The organism is Blautia sp. BIOML-A1 (assembly GCF_009883055.1).
Classification (GTDB): Bacteria; Bacillota; Clostridia; order Lachnospirales; family Lachnospiraceae; genus Blautia_A.
In genome coordinates this window covers 75,521-101,207 of record NZ_WWVR01000001.1, presented here as the reverse complement: position 1 = coordinate 101,207, position 25,687 = coordinate 75,521, and the positions used below count along the sequence as shown (strand labels likewise).

Genomic DNA, 25,687 nt, shown 5'->3' with positions numbered 1-25,687 from the left:
CTGATCTCATGTATAAAATTATGACCCCTGGGCCGACACAGGTTGCCGAAAATGTGCGCCTGGCCCGCAGCAGAGAATGCACCAACCCTGATCTTGATACAGATTTTGTAGAATTTTATAAGGAAACCTGTGAAGAGATCAGCCGTCTTCTTCACACAGAAAACGAAACCCTCATCCTTGGCGGAGAGGGGATTCTCGGACTGGAAGCCGCCTGTGCTTCCATGACTGAACCTGGTGACCGTGTCCTCGTTCTGGACAATGGTATTTACGGCAGAGGATTCGCTGATTTTGTTTCCATGTACGGTGGAAAACCGGAACTCTATTCCAGAGATTACCGCGAGACTCTCGATGTGCAGGAACTGGAAAATTTCCTCAAGGATCATCATAATTACAAATATGCAACGGTTGTCCATGGAGATACACCTAGCGGTATGCTTAATGATATTTCCGCTATCTGTCCATTGCTCAAAAAATATGGCATTATGACAGTAGTAGATTCTGTTTCTGCTTCCTTCGGCGAGCCGATGCGGATTTCTGACTGGAAGGTTGACATTATGTGCGGCGGTTCCCAGAAGGTCGTTTCTGCCCCTCCGGGACTTACCTTCGTAGTCATCAGTGATGATGCCAAAAAAGCTATGGCGGAGCGTAAGACACCAATTGCTTCTTTCTATGCAAACCTGACTACTTTTGCACATTATTATGAAGAAAAATGGTTCCCGTACACCATGCCGATCAGTGACATCTACGGACTGCGTGCAGCAATCGACAATATTGCTGCTGACCCGGATATTCTGGATCGTCATGAAAAAATTGCCATGGCAGCACGCAAAGCAGTCACCGGTGCAGGTCTGAAGCTTTACCTCAAGAGTGGATTTTCCAGCACGGTAACTGTATTCGAGGTTCCAGAGGAAACGACTGCCGATGCGATCCTGGATGGCGTCAAAAAGGACTATAACATCATGCTTGCCGGCTCTTTTGATGTTCTGGCAGGTAAGGTCATCCGCATCGGCCATATGGGAAACAATGCGACTTTCTATAATGTACGCGAAGTTTTTGCCGCTCTGGATGGAACTCTTGCCAAGCTCGGTGTTCCGCTTAAAGCAAGTATGGAAAAAATCTTCTGCGAGAACATGAGATAAATTATTTAAAGAAAAGAGAAAAATAGCCTAACCCAAAAAAGGATTTCAATTCTGAAAATCTGGAATTGAAATCCTTTTTCTATTATGATCAGATAAAATACTCGATAACTTCCTCCGGTACTGTCTTTGTCTTCTCATTGAAGATAAGGACTGCTTCCCTCTCTTCTACCGGTCCGAGAGAGTAAATTTCCTCGTTTTCCTGATTAAAGTATTTAAACGGAATCACCCGATTGTAACTTCTCGGGTGATTCCAGTCCATCAGGATATCCTTCTGTTCATACGGTTTATCCCAGTAATAGGGATCAAAGAGAAGAATATTTCCATTCTCCACTCCAGTCATCAAAACATAGTGCTCCTCCTCAAGATACAGACGCACAACAGCCGCCCCACCATGATTCAGTGCATGGTTGATGCGGCTTTCTTTATTTATGTAGACACTTCGCCCCGACAGATATTCACTGCTCACAGACATAATCCCCAGTTCACCGTATTCATTGAGCCAGTTACTCAGAAACATCATAGCTGCCCTGGAAGTTCCCCGCTTACCCGGGATACCCTCTTTGCTGTGGCAGTCCAGACAGTAAAGCATCATATTTCGAATCGCTTCCGGCGGGATTTCCTCCCGTTCAAAAAGATATGCCAGTGCATTCATCATAGATGTCGGTCCACAATCATATTCTGATAATTGGTAGTGTAATGGATTTTTCATCGCAAAATCTCTCTCTTCGGTAAAAATTACGGAAACTTCGTCAGAAGGCCTGTTCCCGTTTCTGTATTGCTGTTCGAATTTCTTCTTTGCTTTGTGCACTGAGAAGACCCTTGAGAATCTCTTCATCTCTGAGCACATTCAAAATCTGCAGCAGACGGTCTATCTGCTTTCCGGATCCTGCTACTGTGAACATGATTACAATCTTAACGGAAATCATACTCTTTTGCTCGCCCATTGCTCCAAACTCCACCGGATCCTTCAAAATCGAGATCGCAATGCCCTCTTTTTTGACGTGATCTGCATCCGCATGCGGAATTGCTACTCCGATTCCGTCAATATCCAGTCCCGTCGGATAGTCCTTTTCTCTCTCCAGTACGGCTTCTGTAAAACCTTCTTCCCCATATCCTGCCTGAATCATAGCATCTCCCATGCTCTGCAGGACCTCTTTATAATCCACCGCCTGCAGATCATAAAAAATCAGATCATCTCTCAGTTCTTCCCATATCATGTTGAACCCCTCCTATATAGTTTCTGTTATTTTCATTTCCCATATTTTTCTATGTACGCAAGTATCTCTCCCGGATCATCCATAAACTCACAGAGCTTCAGATTGGATTCATCCATAAATTTCTCATCTGCTGTGTGCTGGAGCAGTGCCTTCATCCCATCATAATATCCGTTGATATTGTACAATACAATCGGGCGATCCAGTCTGTGCAGGCTTTTGAGTGTCAGAATCTCAAAAAATTCTTCATAAGTTCCGATCCCACCAGGTGTCACGATGGTTGCATCGGAGCGTTCTTCAAGAAGTTTCTTGCGTTCCCGCATGGTTTCTGTAAAAATAAATTCACTGCAGTTCTCATACAGGACACCCGGGTTGTCAAAGAAACGCGGTGCAATGCCGAGGATATATCCCTTTTCGGCATCGACACCTCTCGCTGCCGCGCCCATCATTCCGGTCGCTCCGCCACCAAAGACAAGACCATGGCCACGCTTTGCCATCATCCTTCCAAGTTCTTCTGTCCTGTCATAATAACTCTGCTCCAGCTGTGCACTGGATGCTCCATAAACACATATGTTCATAAAAATTCCGCCTTATTTTTCGACTTTCTGCTGCCGTATTATTACTTTATTCCAGTCCGGCAAAGAACAGTTCATAAAAATCATCTTCGCCTTCCAGCATCGGAGAGTTCTCGCCTCCTCCGTTTGTACTCCTTCTCATAGTAGCATAAAACTCTTCGCCTGCTGTAATCAGATCCATATCATAGACTTCATATCCCAGTTCTCTGCATTTCTGACAGAATGCACTGAGCGGCTGTGCAGCCTTACGTGTCTGGAGAAGTTCTGCCCGAAGCGCCGGGTCACGGAGAGCTTTCTGTTTCAGTTCATCAAGCATTTCTGTAATTTCCATGTTGTCATCCTCCTGTATACTCATAGATTAGCTTATTCTGCCGGTTTCTGATAAAATCTTCCGGAAACCTGCTCTGTTCGGATCGCATTGATAAATGCCTGTGGGTCTGTCTCCCTGACAGCTTTGATGACTTTCTCGCTTTCTGCACTGGAAACAACCGAATAAACAACATAGCGCTCACAATGTTCGTAGGAACCCTCCCCTTCCAGTATCGTTGCTCCATGGTTTGACACTTCTGCTATCGCATTACTGATCTCCTGCGGATGATTCGTCACCACAAAAAGTGTCTTCTGCTGATACTTCTTGTACAGTACATGCAGAACCTGCGTTGATGCATACTGAAAAATAATAGAATACAGTGCTTTGTCCCAACCAAAGAGGATTCCCGCCGCCACAAGGATTACGGCGTTCAGGCCCAGCACGATATTGAAGGAATCAACCCCCTTCTTATCCGACAGATAAATGGCAATAAAATCCGTTCCTCCTGTTGTTGCATTCATCATAAGACAGATGCTGATGACCAGTCCATTGATCATTCCTCCGAAAATACTGATCAGCAATGTATCATATGTGATCGTCCAGCCTGGAATGATATCGGTAAAGAAACCGGTAAGAAAAATCATCAAACAGGAATACAGGGTAAATTTCTTGCCAATAAAACGGAACCCGATATAAACCGGAACAGCATTCAGAATCACATTGACCAGCGTATAGGGAATTGCCACATGAAGAAACATCTCGGCAATACGCTGGATCAGGATCGTCAGGCCGGTTGCCCCGCCTGGATAAAGACCTCCTGTCCTGACAAAAGATTTGATATTGAGTGCCATCAAAAGTGAGGCCAGGAAGATCACCAGGATTCTTTTTCCATCTTCTTTCACACTAAACTTCATAGCTTGATTTCCTCCGCTGTGATTTATACAATCATCATACCAGACCAAAGCGAACAAGTCCACTTCAAAGTCCCTGAATCCCTCAATTAAAGAAAAAAAAATCCCTCCTGTGAACGAACTCTACAGAAGGGATCTTTTATCATATTATATTAGGTGTGAGTCCGAAACAGCTTATTTCTCTTCTTCTGCTGTTTCTTCCTCAGGTGCTACTGTTTCCGGTACAGCTCCGTTGTGGACTGCAACGACTGTCAGTACAACCGCTTCCGGATCATCCTTAATGTCAATGTCTTTATCCTTCGCAATGCTCAGGTCTTTGATACGGATGGTATCGCCGACTTTAAGTCCGGATACATCTACTTCTACTTTGTCAACCAGTGCGGACGGATAAGCTCTGTAGTTTACTTCTTCCATGTTTTCCTGAAGAACACCTTCCAGAACTTTGTCGTGATTTACGATCACGATCTCAGCTACGGAATGTACCTTCTCATTGCTTACCAGTGCCTGGAAATCAATCTCGTCAACTCTGCCTGCCAGTGGGTTAAAATCAACCTCCTTGATCAGTGCATCGTATGTCTGACCATCTATCTCCAGCATAACCTGGCTTCCTTTGTGGTCAGTCTTTAACAGTTTATCAACCTCTGTCTTCAGCATCTTTACCGGAATGGATCCTTCAATCTCACGGCCGAATACGTTACCTGTAACATATCCTTCTCTTCTCAGTCTTTTTGCTTTGACGTCCATGCTTCTTTTTTCAGCTTTTAAAGTATTCATTTGTCTTTTCCTCCAAAAATCTGATGCTTAGCAGCCTTCAACTTTGTTTTGTGAAAGGAGGTTTTGTTAAGTTCTGTCTTCTTTTTACGGTTAGAAGTATAGCACTGAGCTTCAAAACAGATTAACCAAATATTATTTTTTTTGTGCTTTAATTTTGTTGAAATTTGAAGCCGGTATCATGAACAGACCGAAGAAAAATCCCCTCCTGTCAATAATATTCATGATCTATCTGGATCACTGCAAAATATCTGCTTCCCGACAGTTTATGTATCTGCTCCTTCAGGGAATTCATAATCTCATTGTCTGTATAAGAGGTCTTTCTTGGAACTTCTACATCAAAGATAAGATTTGTTCTGGTTGTTCCTTTGACCATACGAAAATCATGAATGCTGAATGTCGCATCCAGGTTATGGACAATTTTTTCCACCTTGTCCTTCATCGCCAGGACTTCCCTGTCATCTGTTACGATCGGATCCATATGGATGGTCGCGGAACAATGAAGCTTCTCCTGCAGTTCATGCTCAATGTGGTCAATCTGCTCGTGAATATCCTGGATATCTCCATCCACGGCAACCTCGGCATGAAGAGAGATCATAACCCGTCCCGGACCATAGTCGTGAACGATCAGGTCATGAACTCCATAGACCAGAGAATGTCCAAGTACGATTTCTTTGATCTCATCGATAAATTCCTGTTTCGGCGGCTGGCCCAGAAGAAGATCGATGGTTTCTTTCAGTGTGGAACCGCCTGTATAGACAATAAATAATCCAACCAGAATACCAAACCATCCATCCAGGATCAAGCCTGTGTATTTACTGATGAGTGTCGCCGCCAGAACCAGAGTTGTTGCCACGGTATCACTGAGGCTGTCTGCGGATGTCGCCTTCATCGCTGCACTTTCAAGCTTTTTACTCAGAGAACGGTTGTAATAAAACATGTACAACTTTACCAGAATCGATGCAATCAGGATCACAAATACCACGGTACTGCTCTCGATAGGTTCCGGATCTCTCAGCTTCCCGATGGATGTCACGATCAGTTCAAATCCCATAACCAGAATCGCAACTGAAACCAGAAGTCCTGAAATATATTCCATTCGGCCATGTCCAAACGGATGCTCCGGATCGGGTGCCTGTCCGGAAAGCCGGAATCCGATCAGCGTAATGATCGAAGAGCCTGCATCTGACAGGTTATTGAAGGCATCTGCCGTGATTGCAATGGAACCGCTCAGCATACCTGCGATCCATTTGCCGAAAAACAGAAAAATATTTAAGCCGATTCCTACTGCTCCACTCAAAACCCCATATGCCTGCCGGACTTCCGGTGATTTATAGTTACGGCTGTCTCTGATAAAAAATGACGCCAGAAATTGAATCATACCTATCCCTCCTGAATAGTTTCATACATTGCTCCTGTAACAATTTTCCCTCGATAATACCACAATCTTATTCGAAAATCCAGAATAATTTGGAATCAATCTGGAAAAATTTTTACGAAGATGATATAGTTCTAGTAATGATGTTTTTTTATCATAAGGAGAATAAGTCGAATGAAAAATCTTAAAAATATAGCAATGTTGATTGATGCAGACAACACCCAGCTGTCCAAGCTGGAGTCTGTGATCCAGGAAATTTCTGCCAATGGGCGCATCGTTGTAAAGCGTGCCTACGGCAACTGGCGTAAGGGTTCTCTTAAGAACTGGGAGAACGAGCTGAAGCGTCTGGCGATCAAAGCTGAACAGCAGTTTGATTATGTTGCCGGCAAGAATGCTACAGATATGGCACTCGTGATAGATACCCTGGATCTTCTTCACAGCGGAATCTACGATGCCTTCGTCATTGTTGCCAGCGACAGCGACTATACACCTCTGGCGATCAAGCTTCACGAATCCGGCGTCTATGTCATGGGTGTCGGTGAAAAGAAAACCCCGGAGCCTTTCCGAAATGCCTGCGATGAATTTGTATACCTTGAGAATCTGAGCAAGGATACGGACACTCCGGAGCCACAGCCTGCCCCTGTTTCTTCCAGGAAGTCGCACAGCAGCAGACGCAGCCAGGAGAACGCCGAGGAACGTCGTAAGGCAAAGGAGTTAAAAGAAATCCACAAGCTTCTCCGTATTGCCTGGGACAAGTACCAGGATGATGACCGCTATGTCAACGTCAGCTCTGCCGGTCAGTACATCAAGCGTGCAAAACCGGATTTTGATGCCCGTACCTATGGTTTTCTGAAGCTCCCGGATCTGATCGAAGCTTATCCAAATAAATATGCAATGAAGCGCTACCCCGGCAAGGGAACGGTAACGATCATTGCATATAAATGTATCTGATTATTTTGTTACTGTTCACTTCGTTCGCAGTAACCTGGTCAAAATGCATTCCAAATCACCTTCGGCGATGGCATTTTGCCCCGTATGTCTCGGGATTTTGCCATATTCATGGCAAAACACCTCGCGGGATATTACCTGTGAACAGTTACGATTATTTTCCTTTATTTGTCTGTAAGACATAATATCTTCTGAAAATTGATAACAGCGTCCATACGATACAGATTCCGCCTGCAATGGACAATGCATACTGAAGTGTCAGACTGCCATAGTGTGACACTTCTTCTGTATTTCCCTGTACAGCCGCACTCATTGTATAGTACAGAGTACTTCCCGGAATCAGTGGGACAACAGATGGAATCAGAAACAGCGGGACCGGAGCTCTTTTTCTGGCCGCAAGGAGTTCCGCATAAACTGCCGCCAGTGCTGCTGCTGCCAGTCCGGAAGTAAATATCTGACCATCACTGAAATACATCACAAGAAGATATCCTCCCCAGCAGAAAACTCCTCCCAGAGATGCTGATATCCATAATGCTCTCCTTAAACGAAACAGCATGGCAAAGCCCAGAGAGCCGACAAATGCCATGACCAGCTGCAAGATCACATTCTTCATACTCTCACCATCCATATCGCTGCCATAAATCCACATGCAAGTGCTCCTGCCCACAGAATACTCTCAATCAGTCGCATCATTCCGGAGATCGTATCGCCCATCAGCATATCACGGATCGAGTTTGTCGCCGCAATTCCCGGGATCAGAAGCATGATATCACCTATCATGATCTTATCAAGATTCAGAAACGGAAAAAGCTTTACTGTCAGACAGATAACAATTCCCACAACAAAAGACCCAAACAGATTGAACATGATCGTATTTACAAAAAGCTTTGTCATTTTTTCCTGAATAAAGCAGATCAGAACTGCTACCAGTGCAGCTGCAATCCCGTCCGCAAACGTTCCGCCAAAAAATACTGCAAAACTGCCTCCAGCCAGAATACTGCCAATATAAAGTTCGCGTCGTCCCTTGGGCTCTGCGATCTCATGAAGTCTTCTCTGAAACTGATCCATCGGAATCGGATTCATGCAGCAGTTCCTGCTGAGGGCATTCAGCTGTTCCAGTGCAGTAAAGTCTGTACTGCCCGTATAATTTACCCTTTTGGTATGCGTAAGCAGTTCTCCGTTCATTTTTTCCATTGTTATCACGATACTGGATGTAATAACAAACACATTCATCCTGGCTGCGCCATAAGCACATCCAATCCTCTGCAGCGTATCTTCAACACGCTTGATCTCCGCTCCGGAGTCAAGGAGCATTTCTCCCATATCCAGAAGCAGGTGCAGAAGCCTGTTCTCATCATAATTTCCAGTTTTCATCTTTGTTTCCATCCCTGATTTCTATATATTCTGTAAAAAAATATCCACTGCAATACGTTAATTATCTAACATATGCAGTGGATTTGCAACCGGTTTTTAATTAAATCAAAGAGACTTGTTACATCTCAAAAACAGTTTTTTATCCGATCAGATCAGCAATGTCTTCTTCAACAGAACGGATTCCGCCGATCCCGAAATTATCTACCAGGATCTTTGCCACGTTCGGAGAAAGGAATGCTGGCAGAGTCGGTCCCAGGTGGATATTTCTCACTCCGAGGGAAAGCAGAGCCAGGAGTACGATCACTGCTTTCTGCTCATACCAGGCAATATTGTATACGATCGGAAGGTCGTTGATATCTTCCAGTTCAAATATTTCCTTTAGTTTCAGTGCGATCACAGCCAGTGAATAGGAATCATTACACTGTCCTGCGTCAAGTACTCTCGGAATGCCGTTGATATCTCCCAGATTCAGTTTATTATACTTGTATTTTGCACAGCCGGCAGTCAGGATCACCGTATCTTTCGGAAGTGCCTTTGCAAAATCTGTGTAGTAATTTCTGGTCTTTGCACGGCCATCACAGCCTGCCATTACAACAAACTTGCGGATGGCTCCAGTCTTAACCGCCTCTACGATCTGATCTGCCAGTGCAAGAACCTGTGCATGGGCGAAACCTCCGACAATCTCTCCACTTTCAATCTCCTGTGGCGGTGCACATTTCTTTGCATGCTCGATCACAGCAGAAAAGTCTTTCTCTTCCCCCTCTGCTCCCGGAATATGTTTGCATCCCGGATATCTGACTGCTCCGGTCGTATAGATCCGGTCTTTGTAGCTTTCCTTCGGCGGTACGATACAGTTTGTGGTCATCACGATCGGACCATGAAAGCTCTCAAACTCTTCTTTCTGTTTCCACCACGCATTCCCGTAATTTCCTGCAAAGTTCGGATATTTTTTGAATGCTGGATAGTAATGTGCCGGAAGCATCTCAGAATGTGTATAGACATCCACACCTGTTCCTTTCGTCTGTTCCAGAAGCATTTCCAGATCACGGAGATCGTGTCCGGAAATCAGGATTCCCGGATTGTTTCGAACCCCAATATTTACTTTTGTGATCTCCGGATTTCCATAAGTTTCTGTATTTGCCTTATCAAGAAGTGCCATCACCTGTACACCATATTTTCCGGTTTCCAGCGTCAGAGCTGTCAGTTCTTCCTCACTGAGAGTATCATTCAGTGTTGCGGCAAGTGCTCTCTGAAGAAAAGCATCCAGTTCTTCCTCATTATGAAGAAGTGCAAGTGCATGTTTCTCATAGGCAGCAAGACCTTTTAACCCATAAGTGATCAGTTCTCTTAAGCTTCGGATGTCCTCATTTTCGGTAGAAAGAATTCCAACCTTTGATGCTTTTTCTTCAAATTCCTTCTCTTTTCCATTCCAAACTGCTGCCTCCGGAAGCTGATCTTTGTCTTCCACTTCTGAAAGCAATCTTTCCTTTGCCTTCAATGTTTCTGTAATACGTTCTGTAATGGATTCTCTGTCAAAATTTACATTTGTAATGGTTGTAAAAAGATTCATCACCACCAGATGATCAATCTCATCCGGAATCTCTTTTCCTTCTTTTCGAAGTTCTGTTGTAACTGCAGAAAGCCCCTTTATATGTGGTCATAACCACGGATATAAAATATCGCAGAAAAAAAGACGGATTTTTATCATCCGTCCTTTTCTGTCGTTTCTTTTATTGTCTTACATTACAATCCATTTTTCAGAATAACAGTTTCGCAAAATCTCGAATACAACGTCTCCATACATTCCAGTTATGCCCGCCCTCATAAATGATTCTGATGCATGAAATATCTTTTTTACTTAAAAGTTCATCTTCCTCCAGAAACTTCTGGATAAAAATATCATTCTCTCCCATTGCACGAAAAAAGATCTTAAGATTATTTTTAAATGTTTCTTTACTGTCCAGAATTCTCAGATGTTTATCAGAGACCTTTCCTCTCTGGACCATGTCCATAATTTTATCTCCCTGAATAAAATCACGAAGAAATCCACTGAATAATCCAATATAGGAAAAATATTCCGGATATTCAAATGCCGTGATACTCGTCTGAATAGACCCCATGGACAGACCTGCCATTGCCCGGCTGTCCTTGTTTTTAATTGTACGATATTTCTTTTCTATGTATGGAATCACATCTTTTATCAGATATTCAGGAAATATCGTATGATCTACTATTCGCTTTCCTTCTGCATTTTTCGTTTGAACCATTCCATTATTCATCACAATGATAAATGGCTTTGCTTCTTTCGCCTGAATCAGATTATCCATAATGAAATGGACTTTTCCTTCTTCGATCCATCCGGTTTCATTTTCTCCATGTCCATGCTGCAAATACAAAACCGGATATCTCTTTTCCGGACACTCCTCATATTCCACCGGTGTATAAACAAAACAGCGTTCCCATTCTCCGGTTATATCAGAATAAAAATATTCCTGTCTCACAGTTCCATGTGGTACATTTTTCAGATAATAGAACTCTTCTTCTGTTTCTATTGAAACATAATTATATGGTCTACTATATCCATAACATATCGGAAGGTAGGGGGTAAGTACATTCATTCCATCAATCTGCAATTGTACAAGAGTTATTCCATCCTTTCCCGGATATTTCAACTTCCATATTCCTTCTTCTTTAATAAACGGAAATTTTTGCTCGTAGATGATCAGACTGACATCTGAAGCATGATCTGCCTTAATCTGAATCCATACATTGCCTTCTGCATCTCTGATCTGTCCTTCTGGTTCATCAGCTGCCGGTATAACCGGACAAAATGAAAGAGCCTGTGACGTTATCGCCTGATTCATGACGTTTTCCTCTCTTTGCAATTTATTTAATTATGATTTTCGAGTATTAACCTTGTTTTTGTGCCCGGCTCGATCTCTGCCAGAAAAGAAAAGACCGGATCCATCTGATCTTCCCAATACGCCATTTCATGATTTCCCTGACCCATTCTGTCAATAAAAGGTATCTCCAGTTCCTTAAGCTTTTCACGGAAATCTTTTACTCCCTTTCCAACCAGATCATCCTGCTCTCCACAGGCAATAAAAAGTTCCGGAATCTCTTCTTTTGGAACCTCTGAGTAAAATTTACAGAGATTTGTATCATTCTCATAATACTTTTCTTCGCTGCCAAATACATTTTCAAATAATTCCCGGTCAAACATCTCTTCATGTCCACAAATCAGATCATAACAATCTGCACTTGGAGATAATGCTGCTATTTTTGAAAAATACGAACGAAATCTGAGTCCATTTAATAATGCCCCATATCCACCCATTGAAATTCCACCTATAAATGTGTCTTCTCTTCTTGTTGAAAGGGGCAGAAGTTTCCTTGTCATATCCACCGTTTCTTTTATAAATGCAGAGTAATTGGAAAGCCTTCTGGAATGATCTACATAAAAAGAATTATCTCCATCTACCACTACTACTGCGATTCCTTTTAACTCACATTCCCGTCTGAATCCCAGATAGGTCATAAGCGTTGTTGCATCATTACTGAAACCAGGAAGAAAATATAAGGTTTTATACGGGGGCTCAAAATTTTTTCCACTCATTCCGTCTGTAGGCAGATAAGCTTTAACCGTTGTAAATTTAGTAATTGTTGATGACAAATATTGTAATTCTATGTATGCCATAATAAAATCCCTTCTATTAATACAATCCTCATCTTTTCTTTTTCATCCATGCAGATGGAGTACATCCATAAAATCGTTTAAAAGTTTCGATAAAAGATTTTATATTTGGAAACCCATTATTCAGTGCTATAACCGTAAGCTGCATTTCCGGATGTATTTTCATCATTTCCACACAATTCATAAGACGAAGATACTGTAAATGATCATGAAAATTAATTCCTATATGCTTTTTAAATAACCGTGATAAATGTGCAGATGTGTAATGAAATTGTTCTGCAACAGCAGCAAGTGTCAGATTTTCTGTATAATGTTTGTCAAGATAATTCGTGATTTCCTTAATTTTATTAATGCTGTCTTCTCTGTTACGCCTGTTTTCTGTTGGTTTCTTCACACAGGACATACGAAGAACTCCAAGTAACCGAAACAACAGTTCCATTGCCCGGATTCTTGACAGATCATTTTCAACAGCTCCATCCAGATTTTCTCCAAAACCAGCATAACCATTCTGTTCTTTCTTCTGCTTCAGTTTTCCAAATTGCAGCAGAACATTTATCATCTGCTGCATATCTTCCGCTTTCTCAGGTATACTCAAATAAAAATCTCCTCCAAGCCAGCGTTCCATAAAACTTTTGGAAATCTGAACAGTAATACCCTCAAAATGATCTGTCTCATCAATCCAGTGATCCGCATGAATTTCTCCACTGTTAACTATGAAAATATCTCCTTCCGTCTGACCATACTGTATTCCATCTACAATCCGACGGATTCTTCCACAGGTCACAAGATTAAATTCAATATTACGATGCCAGTGAGTAGGTGTAAAAATCTCTATTCCATCAAAGCAATGATTAAAAATACGAATAGGTATCCTGTTATAAATAAAATCTTCACTTTCGTATAATTCTGACATAAACACCTCCGGCAAAATATTGTTTTACCTCATTATAGCATACCTTCTGACAATCTCACACAACGCCACGCTTTTATTTCAGCAGCCATTCCACCGCTTCTGGCAAATATTTATTCCAGAACGACCAGTCATGAATTCCCTCTGCCTCGTGATACGTCACTTTTACTCCTTCTTTTTCCAGATATTTTTTCATCATACGATTTTCTTCGATCAAAAAGTCTTCTGTCCCTACTGCCTGATAAACCTCCGGCATATTTTTTTGTAAAACTGCTTTTTTTACACAATACATCGGATCTTTTTCAGAATCTTTTAAACAATCCAGATTTCCAAACGTACGCACATAATAATCATAATCTGCAATGCTGTCTGAATATCCGGCCTTCTGACCAGAAATCTTGTCAATGATAAACGCACCTGATAAGGTAAACAGCTTTCCAAATGTTTCATGATAAAGACTTCCCAGTCTCAATGCACCAAAACCACCCATGGAAAGTCCACCAATGTAAGTGTCCTCTCTCCGTTCAGAAAGAGGAAACATTCTTCTGGTAAAATCAACAATTTCTTTCCCTGTAAAATCACTGTAACGACCTGCAATGCTGTTCATATTTTCATAAAAACTATTTTCCCCGGAAGGAAGAACAATCGCAAGATTATACTTTTCGGATATTGCTCTCAAATTGCTATAATCCATCCAGTCATCCTGACTTCCGCCAAATCCATGAAGCAGATAAAGAGTCTTAAATTTTTCTGGTTTTTTTACGTCAGTTCTTCCATAAGTTTCTATAGGCACAATAACATTTAAATTAACTGTGCGAAATAAAGTCTCAGATGCAAATGCAATTCTAAAAACCGCCATAGTTCATTTCCTCTCTCTGTTTTCTATATAAAATTAATTTTCTGTTACCATAGCATCTCTTTTTTTATTAAGATCTGCACGAATCTGAGGGTAGATTTTGTCAAGCTTATAAAATCCATTTATTATAAATACGATAACAAACAAAATTACAGGAATCCAGACGTAACAGAATTCAATCGCGTTTACAGCTGATGCAGTCTGCACTTCTGCCGCTCCGTTATAACCACCTGCATTCAGAATGGCTGTAGTTATCATCTGAACAATAGAGTTCGCAATTTTTACTGCAAATCCGATAAATGCCATCAAAAATCCCTGAACTCTGATACCGCTCTTCCATTCTCCATAATCAATACTTTCTGCACACATAACATATATAATTCCGTTCACGAATGCAGTTCCCACAGACGCAATGACCGCACAGGCAATTACTGCAATATTATTAAATTTCAAGAAATAAATACCAATATTTCCTAATACACCAAATACAGATCCAACCCATACAATGTTTCTGTTTCCAATTTTTGCTGCAATAACAGGAATAATCAGTGTGATCGGAATTCCAATAATATTTGCAACAGAAAGCAAGCTGGAAGACATCCCGGCATTCTGTAAAACATTGGTGGAATAATAAACAGTTGTAGAAGATTTGACAACTACCTGGGCAATAATAAACAGCGTAGTAACAGTACATATGATCCAAGGGGTATTTTTCATGGATCTAATGGTATCAGCTGCTGATATTTTCTGCTGTGCGGCAGTTCCCATATTCATTCGTTCTCTTGTATTAAATCCATCTACCATAGTTAATGCTGCACCACAAATACCAAAGATCAGTATCGTTATATTGTATCCACGGTACTCAGAACCATGCCCCAGCACAGAAACAAGTGTCAACGCAAATGCACCTGTAATCAGCTGTCCAATATTTGTTCCAAGAGTTCCAAACATATTTGTTGCAAGTCGATCCTGTGTATCATCTGTAATTGCAGAGATCAATACATTTTGTGGGATCAGTACAGTTGTATATGCTAATGTATAGATAACATATGTAATCAAAGCATAAATATATTTTACTGTGGCACTTGCATCCGGAACATGAAGCACAAAGAAACAGGCTGCTGCCATAGGTATCGCTCCAAAAATAAGATACGGCCGGCATTTTCCCCAGCGGGTATTTGTATGATCTACAATGATTCCCATTACCGCATCTGACACAGCATCTGCAATTCCACCGATCAACATGATCGTTCCAACCTGAAGTACACTGATCTTAACAACATCTGTATAGAAATACATAATAAATGTAGTGATAAGTGTAGTACACAGACATATTCCCATATTTCCCGATCCATAACTGATTTTTTCCAGCAAAGACATCTTTTTGTTAATCTGATTCATATTTTTTCTCCTCGTATTTTTAATCATCCAACCCTGTAAGCATACTCAAATCCACACATTCCGCAAGGATTTTTCCACCCATTGTATTTGGATGTAATCCATCTCCAATATGAACTTCTTCTTTGAGATAAGCCGGAACTGTATCATTTTTTAATATATCATCAAAATCAAAATATCCATCATAAACACTTTGTGTTCTGATCCATTGATTCACATCTCTTCTTGTTTTTTCAAACGCCTGCATCCATTTCTCTGAATACTCTGTATTTCCACACGGCATAATAGTTGCACCATAAATTCTGCTTCCATGATCGTGTGCTTTTTTTGCAAGATAACTGAAGCCCTGCTCCAGATATTCAGCGGAAACAGATTCTTCTGCTTTTTCAAACTGAAGAGGATGCATAATATCATTAATGCCCATCAGGCAAAAAATACTGTCAACTTTGTCCCTCCCAAATACATCCTTCTCGAATCTTCTCACCCCTGCTTCTCCAAAAAGCCCTCCTTCTGCAGGAGCATCTGGTATCCATGTAGCATCATGAAGCAGTCTGTTCCCTCCGATTCCTGCATTAAGCAAGGTTACCTGCCCCGGATATTTTTTATACAGTCTTTTCTGAAGTGCATTTGTGAAAAACGCCATTGCTGTAATAGAATCCCCAAAAGCTGTTATTACTTTGACGTCATCTTCTGTCCAAACCTGAACAGCCGAAAAGCCAAAGAAAAACTGACCTTTTACCGATGAAGGATCTTCTTTTACAAATTTATAGATTTCCTCCATAGATGTACTTGAAAAAGCGTTTCCTCTCGTATCATCTCCTTCAATATTACATCTGACTTCTGATCCGCCTTCTGCCCAGTATCCACATAAATTCTGAATTTTCTGCTGCTGGTCAATATAAATATTTACTGCGATCCGATCTCCGGCTTTCACTGTAACTTCAACTTCATCACTGTAAACTTCTGCTCCTGCCGGAAGTACGATCTCTTTTGTTCCTCGAAGTGTTACTTCCCTTATTCTTTCCACTGCTCCTTCATTTTCAATCCCAATGGTTACCTTTTTTAAGTTCAATGTTTCTTTTGCGTATTTATTTGAAAATAAAATACGCACTTTATTTCCATTTAAATTATTATCAAACAGAACTCTCTGGGTTTTGTCTGACAATGTTGCCAGTGTCATTCCGTAATTAATCGGAAGATATTTAAAACTGCTTGTCCATTTCATTTGTTGTACTCCTTAACTTACAGACATCGGATAGTTGCTGTTTACTCCGATTTCTGTTCAAACAAACTCTTTTTTGTCTGATACTTCCACATATCACCAGTTGGAACATAAAAAACTGATACTTTATTTTCAGTTAATTCCATAAGCCAGTCTTTTGCATATCGGGCACCAAGTTCTTCCCAGTTAAAATGTCCTGGATTGATACATGCAAGATTTTTTCCCAGAGAAATTCCATCGCGGATATACGATAATACCGTCCACTCGATCACTTCCCCCGGAATAATACATTCAACCCCATCCTGCTCCATTTCACGAATAATCTCCGTCGCATAATCACTCCAGCTTCCGTCTTCGTTAAAATGCTGCGGAATAAACGCATCCGGATAAATATGTCCTGTAAATGCTATTTTTTTTAATTCTGCTTCTGGATTTCCTATAAAGCGAAGTCCTTGCATTCCAATTTTTTCTATCAATTCCTGATTGATCTCTCTAAGCTTTTTTGCCTTTGGAAAACATACTGTATAACCAAACGGAATCTTCTGCTCTTCTGTAAGATATTCCATCCAGCCCAGGTATTTCAGCACTCCTGTAAAAATGCTGTCAGGTTTATGGGCATGCATATGATCATGATCCCGAACAAGCACAATCTTATTCTCTTTTAGTAATTTTAATTTTTCATCATAAATTCTGCATTTATAATCTGCCTTCCACTCAGGCCAGTCAGGGGTCAAATAGGATACCGGCTCATGAACATACAGAAGATTTGCTTTAAGTTCAACCGCCCTTCTGATCACATCAACTGTCGGAACCAATGCAGAAACAATTCCTGTGCATTCCTGTGAGCAATCACCAAACTTTACTTCATCACATCCATGGTAATCTTCTCCCAGATCAGGATGATATTCAGAAACCCGATCTAATATTTCCTGAATTGTCATTTGTTCTCCTTTTCCTTTTGTGATATTTTTCTTTTTTTATTATGATAGCAGTAAAAAAGAGCTTTTTCTTTTCCTTTTTTTTCTATATAATTGTCATTTTTTGATATTTTCATTTTCAGACAAACTAAGGGAGGGTATAACTCTTCCTGAGCTATACCCTCCCTGTTTTTATGCTGTCCATTTCCAGACAGTCGCTTTTATTGTTTCAACCCACAGTCGGTAATTTCACAGAGTCTGACTTATCAGCAGAATGCTGACTGTGGTTTGCCTCATGTCAGTGGGGGATACCGATTTCTCTCCGCCCTCCACTGCCGTTAATTTTTTTATTTGCAATTCATCTCACCACCTATAGAGGTGGGGAGAATCCTTGCCATTATTTGTTAAATAAGACTGCTTTTCAGTCAAAAAATTCAATTCCCATCAACGTCAGTCCATGAGCCGGTGCTGTCGGCCCGGATACAGATCTGTCGCAGGCATCCAGGATCTTTTTGACACGTTCCGGCGGATATTGTCCATTCCCTACCTGTATCAGCGTTCCTGCGATAATACGTACCATATTGTAGAGGAATCCCTCTCCTCTGACCTGTATCGTCACGATATCTCCATCTCGCCAGATATCGATTCCTGTCAGTGTACGGACCGTTGACTTCACCTGTGCTCCTGTTCCGCAGAAGCTGGCAAAATCATGCCGTCCGATCAGATAGGAGGTTGCCTCTCGCATTTTGTCTATATCCAGCTTATAGTGATAGAAATACGAATACAATCTCTCTGTCGGCACTGGAAACTTCCTGTTCAGGATGCGGTATTCGTAGGTTTTTTCACTGTCACAGTAGCGCGGATGAAAATCCGGCTCCACTTCCTCAGAAAGCTGAATACGGATGTCCTCCGGCAGACGCTGGTTCAGTGCGTAGGATATTTTTTCTCCGGGAATGCGTGTGTTCGTATCAAAAACGGCTACATTTCCCAGGGCATGCACACCGGCATCTGTACGGCTCGCACCCATGATCTCGATTTTTTCTCCGAGTAATTCTGTCAGTGTATCATTCAACACACCCTGGATGGTGACTCCATTCGGCTGAATCTGCCATCCGCTGTAATTGGTTCCATCATATGCAACCACAAGTCCGATTCTCTTCATTCCATCACCATCCCATCACGCGAAATCCAATTGCAACAGCAAGATATACAAATAATACCACATAAGCAATATGATCTCTTCTGGTATAGTGCAGCGGCTTCATCTGTGTACGGTTATCACCACCATGATAGCATCTTGCCTCCATCGCCATTGCAAGATCATTGGCACGGCGAAATGCTGAGATAAACAGAGGCACAAGAAGCGGAACCATGTTTTTGACCTTCTGGATCAGATTTCCACTCTCAAAATCTGCACCTCTGGCAATCTGTGCTTTCATGATCTTATCTGTTTCCTCCAGAAGGATCGGTATAAATCTCAGGGCGATTGACATCATCATAGCAATCTCATGTACCGGAATATGAATCTTATTTAATGGACGAAGACTTTTTTCCAGACCGTCTGTGAGCTGGTTCGGTGTCGTTGTCAGTGTCATAAGAGAAGAACCGATCACCAGATAAACCAGTCGGATCGCCATCCGGACTGCCATGGAAATTCCCTCTCTGGTGATCTTAAAGATTCCTATCTTCCAGAGTACCTCTCCCGGCGTCAGCAGAATATTGAACACCATTGTGATCATAAGGATCATAAAGATCGCCTTCAGTCCTTTGAAGATAAACTTCACAGGCACCTGGGAGATGATGATCATTCCCGCCAGAAACAGCGTTGCCACGGCATATCCTGCCACACTGTGAAACAAAAATACAGAAATGATGAATATCAGAGTTCCAAATAATTTCGTTCTCGGATCCATTCTGTGGATTGGAGACTTGGCCGGATAATACTGACCGATCGTGATATCTCTAATCATTCTTAACCCCTCCTTTCAGTAAAGGAGAGTTTATTTTCTTAAGTGCCTCCAGGATGTCCTGCTTTGCCTCTTCAACCGTAGTATCAGAAGGGTCTACATCGAGTCCTTTTTCCTTCAGTGCGTGCATGATATAGGTGATCTGCGGAGCTGCCAGTCCCATAGGTTCCATTTCTCTGAAATGAGCAAAAACCTTCTTTGGGGTGTCATCAAAGGCAATCTCTCCATGATTGACTACAATCAGACGCTGTGCATATTTGGCTACATCCTCCATGCTGTGAGATACCAGCACGATCGTGATTCCGCGTACTTTGTGAAGCTGAGCGATCTGATCAAGAATCTCATCCCTGCCCTTCGGATCAAGACCTGCTGTTGGCTCATCCAGGATCAGGATTTTCGGATTCATGGCAAGTACACCCGCAATGGCAACCCGTTTCTTCTGACCACCGGAAAGTTCAAACGGTGATTTGTCAAAATTTTCTTCTTTGAAGCCGACGTGATGAAGTGCTTTGCGTGCCTCTTCCTCTGCCTGCTCTCTTGTCATTCCCTGATTCATAGGTCCAAAGCACACATCAGAAAGAACATCACTCTCAAACAGCTGATGCTCCGGATACTGAAAGACCAGTCCTACTTCGCTTCGAAGCTTCCGGCGGTCATATTTTTCCGCCCATACATCCTCGCCGTTGTAGGATACCGTTCCTGATGTTGGCTGGATCAGTGCATTAAAATGCTGGATCAGTGTAGATTTGCCGCTTCCGGTATGTCCGATCACACCGATAAACTGACCATCCGGGATTTCCAGATTGATGTCTTTAAGTGCATGGATCTGATAAGAGGTTCCCGGGCTGTATGTGTATGTTACGTTTTTTAATTCTATTGACATAAGGCATTTACCAGTTCTTCCGTAGTAAGAATTCCATCCGGAATCTCTACTCCGGACTGTTTGAGTTCATGTGCCAGCAGAGTGACCTGCGGTACATCAAGACGATATTTCTTAAGCGTTTCTACCTGAGAAAAGATTTCTCTCGGTGTTCCCTCCATGACTACATGTCCGTCATCCATGACAATAACATGATCTGCATCTATGACTTCCTCCATGTAATGTGTGATCAGCACCACTGTAACGTTTTCCTGCTTATTCAGCTGGTGAACTGCGGCCAGAACTTCCTTACGTCCGTTCGGGTCCAGCATGGCGGTCGGCTCATCCAATACAATGCATTTCGGCCGCATCGCCATAACTCCTGCGATGGCAACACGCTGTTTCTGTCCACCGGAGAGCTTATTCGGTGAATGATGTCTGTACGCTGTCATTCCTGTCTTTTCAAGGCTCTCATTGACCCGCTTCCATATGTCCATTGTGGGAACTCCCATATTCTCAGGGCCAAATCCGACATCCTCCTCCACAACGCTTCCAATGATCTGATTATCCGGATTCTGAAAAACCATTCCGGCCTTCTGGCGTACCTTCCACAGCTCCGGTTCCTCCAGAGTATTGATGCCATCGATCCAGATTGTTCCGTCCGACGGCAGAAGAAGTGCATTGATATGCTTTGCAAATGTAGATTTACCGGAACCATTATGTCCCAGGATCGCTACAAACTGGCCTTCCCTGATATCAACATCCACACCGTCTACTGCTCTCTGTGTTTCCTGAACATTGCCGTCTTCATCATATTTCAAGTAATCGAATGCAAGTTTTACTGCTTTGATGATTCCCATCTTTTTAATCCTTTCAGGCTTCTTCTGTCGGTGTCAGACCGGTCAGAGAATCCATCAGTTCCCATATCTCTTCTCTTCCCTGCTTTGTTTCCGCAGAATACGGAATGATCTTCGTACCTTTTGTCAGTTTAAGTTCTTCACGGATAACTTTGAGGCATTTCTGAACCTGGCTTCGTTTGATCTTGTCAAGCTTGGTCGCTATGATGATCGGTTCATAACCATTATGCAGGATCCAGTCATACATCTGACAGTCATTTGCAGATGGTTTATGTCGGATATCGATAAGGAGGAACACCGCCTTGAGATTTTTGGAACTGTGAAGATAACGCTCGATCATCTTTCCCCATTTTTCTTTTTCGGCAGGTGTGACCTTTGCATATCCATAACCCGGAAGATCCACCAGAAACATCTCATCATTTATCTTATAAAAGTTGATCGTCTGTGTCTTCCCCGGCTGAGCACTGGTGCGCGCCAGTGCTTTGCGATTCATAAGACCATTGATCAGAGAAGATTTTCCTACATTTGATTTTCCTGCAAAAGCCACCTCCGGCATCCCTGTATCAGGAAGTGTGCTGGTGACTCCGCAGACTATATCCAAAACTGCATTTTTTATAACCATAAATTCCTCTTTTGATAACTGTTCAGTCCCTTCATGGTGACGCTCTGCTGAAAAGCTATCTTTCTTATTTTGCCAGTGCTTCGTGAAGCACTTCCTTCATGTTATCTACATAGGAAATTTTCAGTCCATCCAGGATCTCAGCATCAATTTCCTGGATATCCGGTTTATTTTCCTTCGGTACAAGTACCTGTTTGATCCGGGCATATTTGGCTGCCAGAAGTTTCTCCTTAAGTCCTCCGATCGGAAGAACTCTGCCGCGGAGAGTAATTTCTCCTGTCATGGCTACATCTGCTCTTACTTTCCTGTCGATGATCGCAGAGAGCATAGCTGTCGCCATGGTGATACCCGCAGACGGGCCATCCTTTGGAACGGCTCCCTCAGGGATATGTACATGGATATCATTCTCCTGGAAGAACTCCTGCTTGATATCATACTGATCTGCCACAGAACGGATATAAGAAATACCTGCCATCGCAGACTCCTTCATGACATCTCCAAGCTGACCGGTCAGTACCAGTTCTCCCTTACCCGGCATCACATTTACTTCTATCTGGAGAGTATCTCCTCCAACCTGCGTCCAGGCAAGTCCTCTTGCGATACCAACCTCATCCTTTTTGTTTGCCATCAGATAGCTGTATCTGGACTTTCCAAGGAAGGTGTCGAGATTTTTTGTATTTACTACAACCTTATCCTGTCCGTTTTCCATGATCTCACGGGCAGCTTTGCGGCATATTCTGCCAATAGTCCTCTCAAGCCCTCTTACTCCCGCCTCTCTGGTGTAGAGAGTGATCATCTTGCGGAGTGCCGCCGGCTGTATGGTCAGTTTTCCCTTCGGGATTCCATTTACTTCAAGCTGCTTTGGTATCAGGTGTTCTCTGGCAATGTGTTCTTTCTCATTTTCAGTATACCCGGAAACCTCGATCACTTCCATACGATCCAGAAGAGGTCTCGGGATTCCTTCCATGTCATTTGCAGTGGCAATGAAAAGTACCTCTGAGAGATCCTGCGGAACTTCTACATAATGATCGTTAAAACGACTGTTCTGCTCCGGATCCAGCACCTCAAGAAGTGCAGCCGAAGTATCACCCTTATAATCACTGCTGGTCTTGTCAATCTCATCCAGAAGCATCAGCGGATTGCTTACTCCCGCCTGCTGCAGTGCAACCGTGATACGTCCCGGCATTGCTCCCACATAAGTCTTACGATGTCCGCGGATCTCAGCCTCATCCCGTACACCGCCAAGGCAGATCCGTACATATTTCTTATGAAGGGCCTCTGCCACAGATTTCGCGATAGATGTTTTGCCGGTTCCCGGAGGACCTACAAGACAGAGGATCGGGCTCTTGCCGCCGGAAGTCAGTTTGCGAACAGCAAGGAATTCCATGATACGCTCCTTGACATCCTTAAGACCGTAATGTCCCTCTTCCAGGATTTTCCATGCTTCCTCAAGATCCATGGAATCTTCGGATTTCTTATCCCATGGCAGATCCAGCAGAGTCTCAATATACGTGCTCAGCACACTGCTTTCTGCCGCACTGCTGTTCATGCTCTTAAACCTGTCGATTTCCTTGCTGATCTTGTCCCTGACTTCTTTGGAAGCCTGAAGCTCTTTGAGTTTATCCCGATATTCTTCTGCCGTGTCAGCCGTATTATCCTCTCCAAGCTCCTCACGTATCAGCTTAAGCTGTTCTCTCAGAATATATTCTCTCTGATTCTTGTCCACCCGGGCTTTGAGTTTATGCTGCAGATCGTGTCCGATCTGCAGCACCTCGATCTCATTTGTCAGGATTGCTGCAAGAACTTCATACTGTTCTTCCAGAGTTAATGCCTCCAGAATCTTCTGCTGATTCTGATAGGACAGAGGTACATTCACGGAAATCTGGGAAACTAATTCTTCGAGATTCTGGATATTAAGGATTTTGGCTGCAAGATCTTTGCTGATTCTGCCGCTCTCCAGGCAATATTTCTGGAACAGTTCCCGGATGCCCCGATACATTGCCTCTCTGAGAGACCGGCCATATTGGGCACCATCTTCTTCCACTCCTACGGTTTCTGCCATAAGAAATGGATCCTCCTGTTCCAGTCCGACAAGCTCAGATCGCTCCAGACCTTCAACCAGAACGCGCAGCAGATCGTGTGGTAATTTTACCACCTGCTTGATATAGGCTACCGTACCCACCTTATATAAATCCTTGATCTCCGGTGTTTCTATTTCCGGATCCTTCTGTGTGACCAGAAAAATCTTCTCATCCTGAAGCATTGCAGCTTCAATTGCCTTCATAGAACGTTCTCTGCTTACATCGAAGTGAACAATCATATCTGGAAGGATCGTTGTTCCCCGAAGTGCCAGTGCAGGAAGAATGCTGATTGGCTGTTTCATGTGTCTTCAGTCCCTTCTTTATGCCGTTTCCGGTTTGCCTTTCTTTCTTGAACGGGAAGCTTTCTTTCCTGCCGCAGGTACGCTTTCTCCATGGATCACTTCCGGCTCTGCGGTTCCCTCCACTGCATCCTTTGTGAGGATACATTTCTGGATCGTCTTGTCAGAAGGTGTGCGGTACATCAGATCCATAAGAGATTTCTCCATGATAGATCTTAATCCTCTGGCTCCTGTTCTGCGCTCCAGTGATTTACGTGCAACTGCTTCCAGTGCTTCCTCCTGGAATTCCAGTTCTACTCCATCCAGCTCAAACAGCTTATGATACTGTCTGGTCAGCGCGTTCTTTGGCTCTTTGAGGATACGGATCAGTGCTTCCTCATCCAGTCCGTCAAGAGTCACAACGATCGGAACTCGTCCGATAAATTCCGGGATCAGACCGAATTTGACAAAATCCTCCGGCATAACATCTTTGATGATCTCGCCGATGTTTCGTTCTTTCCTGATCTCTATTTCCGCACCGAAACCAATGGATTTGGTGTTCTGTCTTGCTTCGATTGCTTTCTCGATTCCGTCAAAAGCACCTCCGCAGATAAACAGGATATTGGTTGTATCAATCTGAAGGAATTCCTGATGCGGATGCTTACGTCCACCCTGCGGCGGTACATTCGCAACCGTTCCCTCAAGGATCTTGAGGAGTGCCTGCTGAACGCCCTCACCAGATACATCACGGGTGATCGACGCATTCTCAGACTTTCTGGTGATCTTGTCAATCTCATCAATATAAATAATTCCATACTGTGCACGTTCAATATCATAATCTGCTGCCTGAATCAGCTTCAGAAGGATATTTTCTACGTCTTCACCGACATAACCAGCCTCTGTAAGAGTTGTTGCATCTGCGATCGCAAACGGAACATTCAAAAGACGGGCAAGTGTCTGTGCAAGCAGTGTCTTACCGGAGCCGGTCGGTCCAAGCATCAGAATATTACTCTTCTGCAGTTCCACATCCATGTTCCTGGATGCCGTGATCCTCTTGTAATGATTATAGACAGCTACAGAAAGAGCTTTCTTGGCCTCATCCTGTCCAATAACATAGTCATCCAGAATCTTATGGATCTCTTCCGGCTTCAGCAGATTGATGTCTGTATCATAGATATCCTCCTGCTCATAATCTCCCAGTTCCTCTTCCATAATCTCTGAACAGATACCTATACACTCGTCACAAATAAATACCCCTTCCGGGCCTGCGATCAGCTTGCGAACCTGATCCTCAGATTTGTGGCAAAAAGAGCATCTGACTTTTCCATCTCTTATTTTTTCTGCCATAGATAATTCTCGTTTCCTTTCAGTTTGATATGGCACAAAAGGAACCCCCTGAAAAGAGGTTC

General features: G+C 42.8%; 25 protein-coding genes and 1 pseudogene. 2 read left to right on the top strand and 24 right to left on the bottom strand.

What is annotated here, in order from left to right:
- Positions 1–8: 8 nt before the first annotated feature.
- Positions 9–1,139, top strand: a complete 1,131-nt coding sequence (locus GT674_RS00470; RefSeq protein ID WP_161283868.1) for a pyridoxal-phosphate-dependent aminotransferase family protein — start codon at positions 9–11, stop codon at positions 1,137–1,139.
- Between the two features lie 88 nt (positions 1,140–1,227).
- Here GT674_RS00470 and GT674_RS00465 read toward each other — a convergent pair whose 3' ends face one another.
- From GT674_RS00465 to GT674_RS00435, 7 genes are all read right to left on the bottom strand, one after another.
- Positions 1,228–1,848: a C39 family peptidase gene (locus tag GT674_RS00465; RefSeq protein WP_161283867.1), complete on the bottom strand. Its 621-nt coding sequence runs from the start codon at positions 1,846–1,848 to the stop codon at positions 1,228–1,230.
- 40 nt (positions 1,849–1,888) lie between these two features.
- A complete protein-coding gene (locus GT674_RS00460) occupies positions 1,889–2,356 on the bottom strand; it encodes a PTS sugar transporter subunit IIA (protein ID WP_161283866.1) in 468 nt (155 codons plus the stop codon).
- A 32-nt stretch (positions 2,357–2,388) separates the two neighbouring features.
- Positions 2,389–2,931, bottom strand: coding sequence for a TIGR00730 family Rossman fold protein (locus GT674_RS00455; protein WP_161283865.1), 543 nt, complete (start codon positions 2,929–2,931; stop codon positions 2,389–2,391).
- Positions 2,932–2,977: 46 nt separating this feature from the next.
- The gene (locus tag GT674_RS00450) at positions 2,978–3,259 is read right to left on the bottom strand and encodes a hypothetical protein (protein WP_161283864.1); all 282 of its coding nucleotides are present in this window, start codon (positions 3,257–3,259) and stop codon (positions 2,978–2,980) included.
- A gap of 32 nt (positions 3,260–3,291) precedes the next feature.
- Complete coding sequence (locus GT674_RS00445) at positions 3,292–4,152, bottom strand: YitT family protein (protein ID WP_161283863.1); 861 nt, start codon at positions 4,150–4,152, stop codon at positions 3,292–3,294.
- Between the two features lie 171 nt (positions 4,153–4,323).
- A complete protein-coding gene (locus GT674_RS00440) occupies positions 4,324–4,923 on the bottom strand; it encodes a 50S ribosomal protein L25 (protein ID WP_161283862.1) in 600 nt (199 codons plus the stop codon).
- A 208-nt stretch (positions 4,924–5,131) separates the two neighbouring features.
- Positions 5,132–6,301: a cation diffusion facilitator family transporter gene (locus GT674_RS00435; protein WP_161283861.1), complete on the bottom strand. Its 1,170-nt coding sequence runs from the start codon at positions 6,299–6,301 to the stop codon at positions 5,132–5,134.
- 171 nt (positions 6,302–6,472) lie between these two features.
- On the opposite strand from GT674_RS00435, the gene GT674_RS00430 reads away from it, so the two are divergent.
- The gene (locus GT674_RS00430) at positions 6,473–7,249 is read left to right on the top strand and encodes an NYN domain-containing protein (RefSeq protein ID WP_161283860.1); all 777 of its coding nucleotides are present in this window, start codon (positions 6,473–6,475) and stop codon (positions 7,247–7,249) included.
- A gap of 151 nt (positions 7,250–7,400) precedes the next feature.
- Here the strand turns inward: GT674_RS00430 and GT674_RS00425 are convergent, their stop codons facing one another.
- The 17 genes and pseudogenes from GT674_RS00425 to clpX form a co-directional block, all read right to left on the bottom strand.
- Positions 7,401–7,895: a threonine/serine exporter family protein gene (locus GT674_RS00425; protein ID WP_161283859.1), complete on the bottom strand. Its 495-nt coding sequence runs from the start codon at positions 7,893–7,895 to the stop codon at positions 7,401–7,403.
- Positions 7,856–8,620, bottom strand: coding sequence for a threonine/serine exporter family protein (locus tag GT674_RS00420; protein ID WP_161283858.1), 765 nt, complete (start codon positions 8,618–8,620; stop codon positions 7,856–7,858). The genes GT674_RS00425 and GT674_RS00420 overlap by 40 nt, the downstream gene beginning before the upstream one ends.
- A gap of 139 nt (positions 8,621–8,759) precedes the next feature.
- A pseudogene (gene hcp / locus GT674_RS00415) lies at positions 8,760–10,268 on the bottom strand (hydroxylamine reductase); the annotation flags it as partial.
- A gap of 109 nt (positions 10,269–10,377) precedes the next feature.
- On the bottom strand, positions 10,378–11,484 hold the full coding sequence (locus GT674_RS00410) for an alpha/beta hydrolase-fold protein (RefSeq protein WP_161283857.1): 1,107 nt from the start codon (positions 11,482–11,484) through the stop codon (positions 10,378–10,380).
- A 26-nt stretch (positions 11,485–11,510) separates the two neighbouring features.
- A complete protein-coding gene (locus GT674_RS00405) occupies positions 11,511–12,317 on the bottom strand; it encodes an alpha/beta hydrolase (protein WP_161283856.1) in 807 nt (268 codons plus the stop codon).
- Between the two features lie 28 nt (positions 12,318–12,345).
- Complete coding sequence (locus tag GT674_RS00400; RefSeq protein ID WP_161283855.1) at positions 12,346–13,227, bottom strand: AraC family transcriptional regulator; 882 nt, start codon at positions 13,225–13,227, stop codon at positions 12,346–12,348.
- A gap of 73 nt (positions 13,228–13,300) precedes the next feature.
- Entirely contained in the window at positions 13,301–14,083 is a 783-nt protein-coding gene (locus tag GT674_RS00395) for an alpha/beta hydrolase (protein ID WP_161283854.1), read from the bottom strand.
- A 33-nt stretch (positions 14,084–14,116) separates the two neighbouring features.
- Positions 14,117–15,481, bottom strand: a complete 1,365-nt coding sequence (locus GT674_RS00390) for an MFS transporter (RefSeq protein ID WP_161283853.1) — start codon at positions 15,479–15,481, stop codon at positions 14,117–14,119.
- Positions 15,482–15,500: 19 nt separating this feature from the next.
- The gene (locus GT674_RS00385) at positions 15,501–16,703 is read right to left on the bottom strand and encodes a GDSL-type esterase/lipase family protein (RefSeq protein WP_161283852.1); all 1,203 of its coding nucleotides are present in this window, start codon (positions 16,701–16,703) and stop codon (positions 15,501–15,503) included.
- 41 nt (positions 16,704–16,744) lie between these two features.
- Positions 16,745–17,641 carry a Nif3-like dinuclear metal center hexameric protein gene (locus GT674_RS00380; RefSeq protein WP_161283851.1) on the bottom strand — a complete coding sequence of 299 codons (897 nt, stop codon included), beginning with the start codon at positions 17,639–17,641 and terminating at the stop codon, positions 16,745–16,747.
- A gap of 397 nt (positions 17,642–18,038) precedes the next feature.
- A complete protein-coding gene (gene truA / locus GT674_RS00375; protein WP_161283850.1) occupies positions 18,039–18,779 on the bottom strand; it encodes a tRNA pseudouridine(38-40) synthase TruA in 741 nt (246 codons plus the stop codon).
- 4 nt (positions 18,780–18,783) lie between these two features.
- The gene (locus GT674_RS00370; protein ID WP_161283849.1) at positions 18,784–19,587 is read right to left on the bottom strand and encodes an energy-coupling factor transporter transmembrane component T family protein; all 804 of its coding nucleotides are present in this window, start codon (positions 19,585–19,587) and stop codon (positions 18,784–18,786) included.
- On the bottom strand, positions 19,580–20,467 hold the full coding sequence (locus tag GT674_RS00365) for an energy-coupling factor transporter ATPase (RefSeq protein WP_161283848.1): 888 nt from the start codon (positions 20,465–20,467) through the stop codon (positions 19,580–19,582). Before GT674_RS00365 ends, GT674_RS00370 begins: the two co-directional genes overlap by 8 nt.
- Positions 20,458–21,303 carry an energy-coupling factor transporter ATPase gene (locus tag GT674_RS00360; protein ID WP_161283847.1) on the bottom strand — a complete coding sequence of 282 codons (846 nt, stop codon included), beginning with the start codon at positions 21,301–21,303 and terminating at the stop codon, positions 20,458–20,460. The genes GT674_RS00365 and GT674_RS00360 overlap by 10 nt, the downstream gene beginning before the upstream one ends.
- A gap of 13 nt (positions 21,304–21,316) precedes the next feature.
- A complete protein-coding gene (gene yihA, locus GT674_RS00355; RefSeq protein WP_161283846.1) occupies positions 21,317–21,922 on the bottom strand; it encodes a ribosome biogenesis GTP-binding protein YihA/YsxC in 606 nt (201 codons plus the stop codon).
- Positions 21,923–21,986: 64 nt separating this feature from the next.
- Entirely contained in the window at positions 21,987–24,302 is a 2,316-nt protein-coding gene (lon, locus tag GT674_RS00350) for an endopeptidase La (RefSeq protein ID WP_161283845.1), read from the bottom strand.
- 18 nt (positions 24,303–24,320) lie between these two features.
- Positions 24,321–25,625: an ATP-dependent Clp protease ATP-binding subunit ClpX gene (clpX, locus tag GT674_RS00345; RefSeq protein ID WP_161283844.1), complete on the bottom strand. Its 1,305-nt coding sequence runs from the start codon at positions 25,623–25,625 to the stop codon at positions 24,321–24,323.
- Between the last annotated feature and the right edge of the window lie 62 nt (positions 25,626–25,687).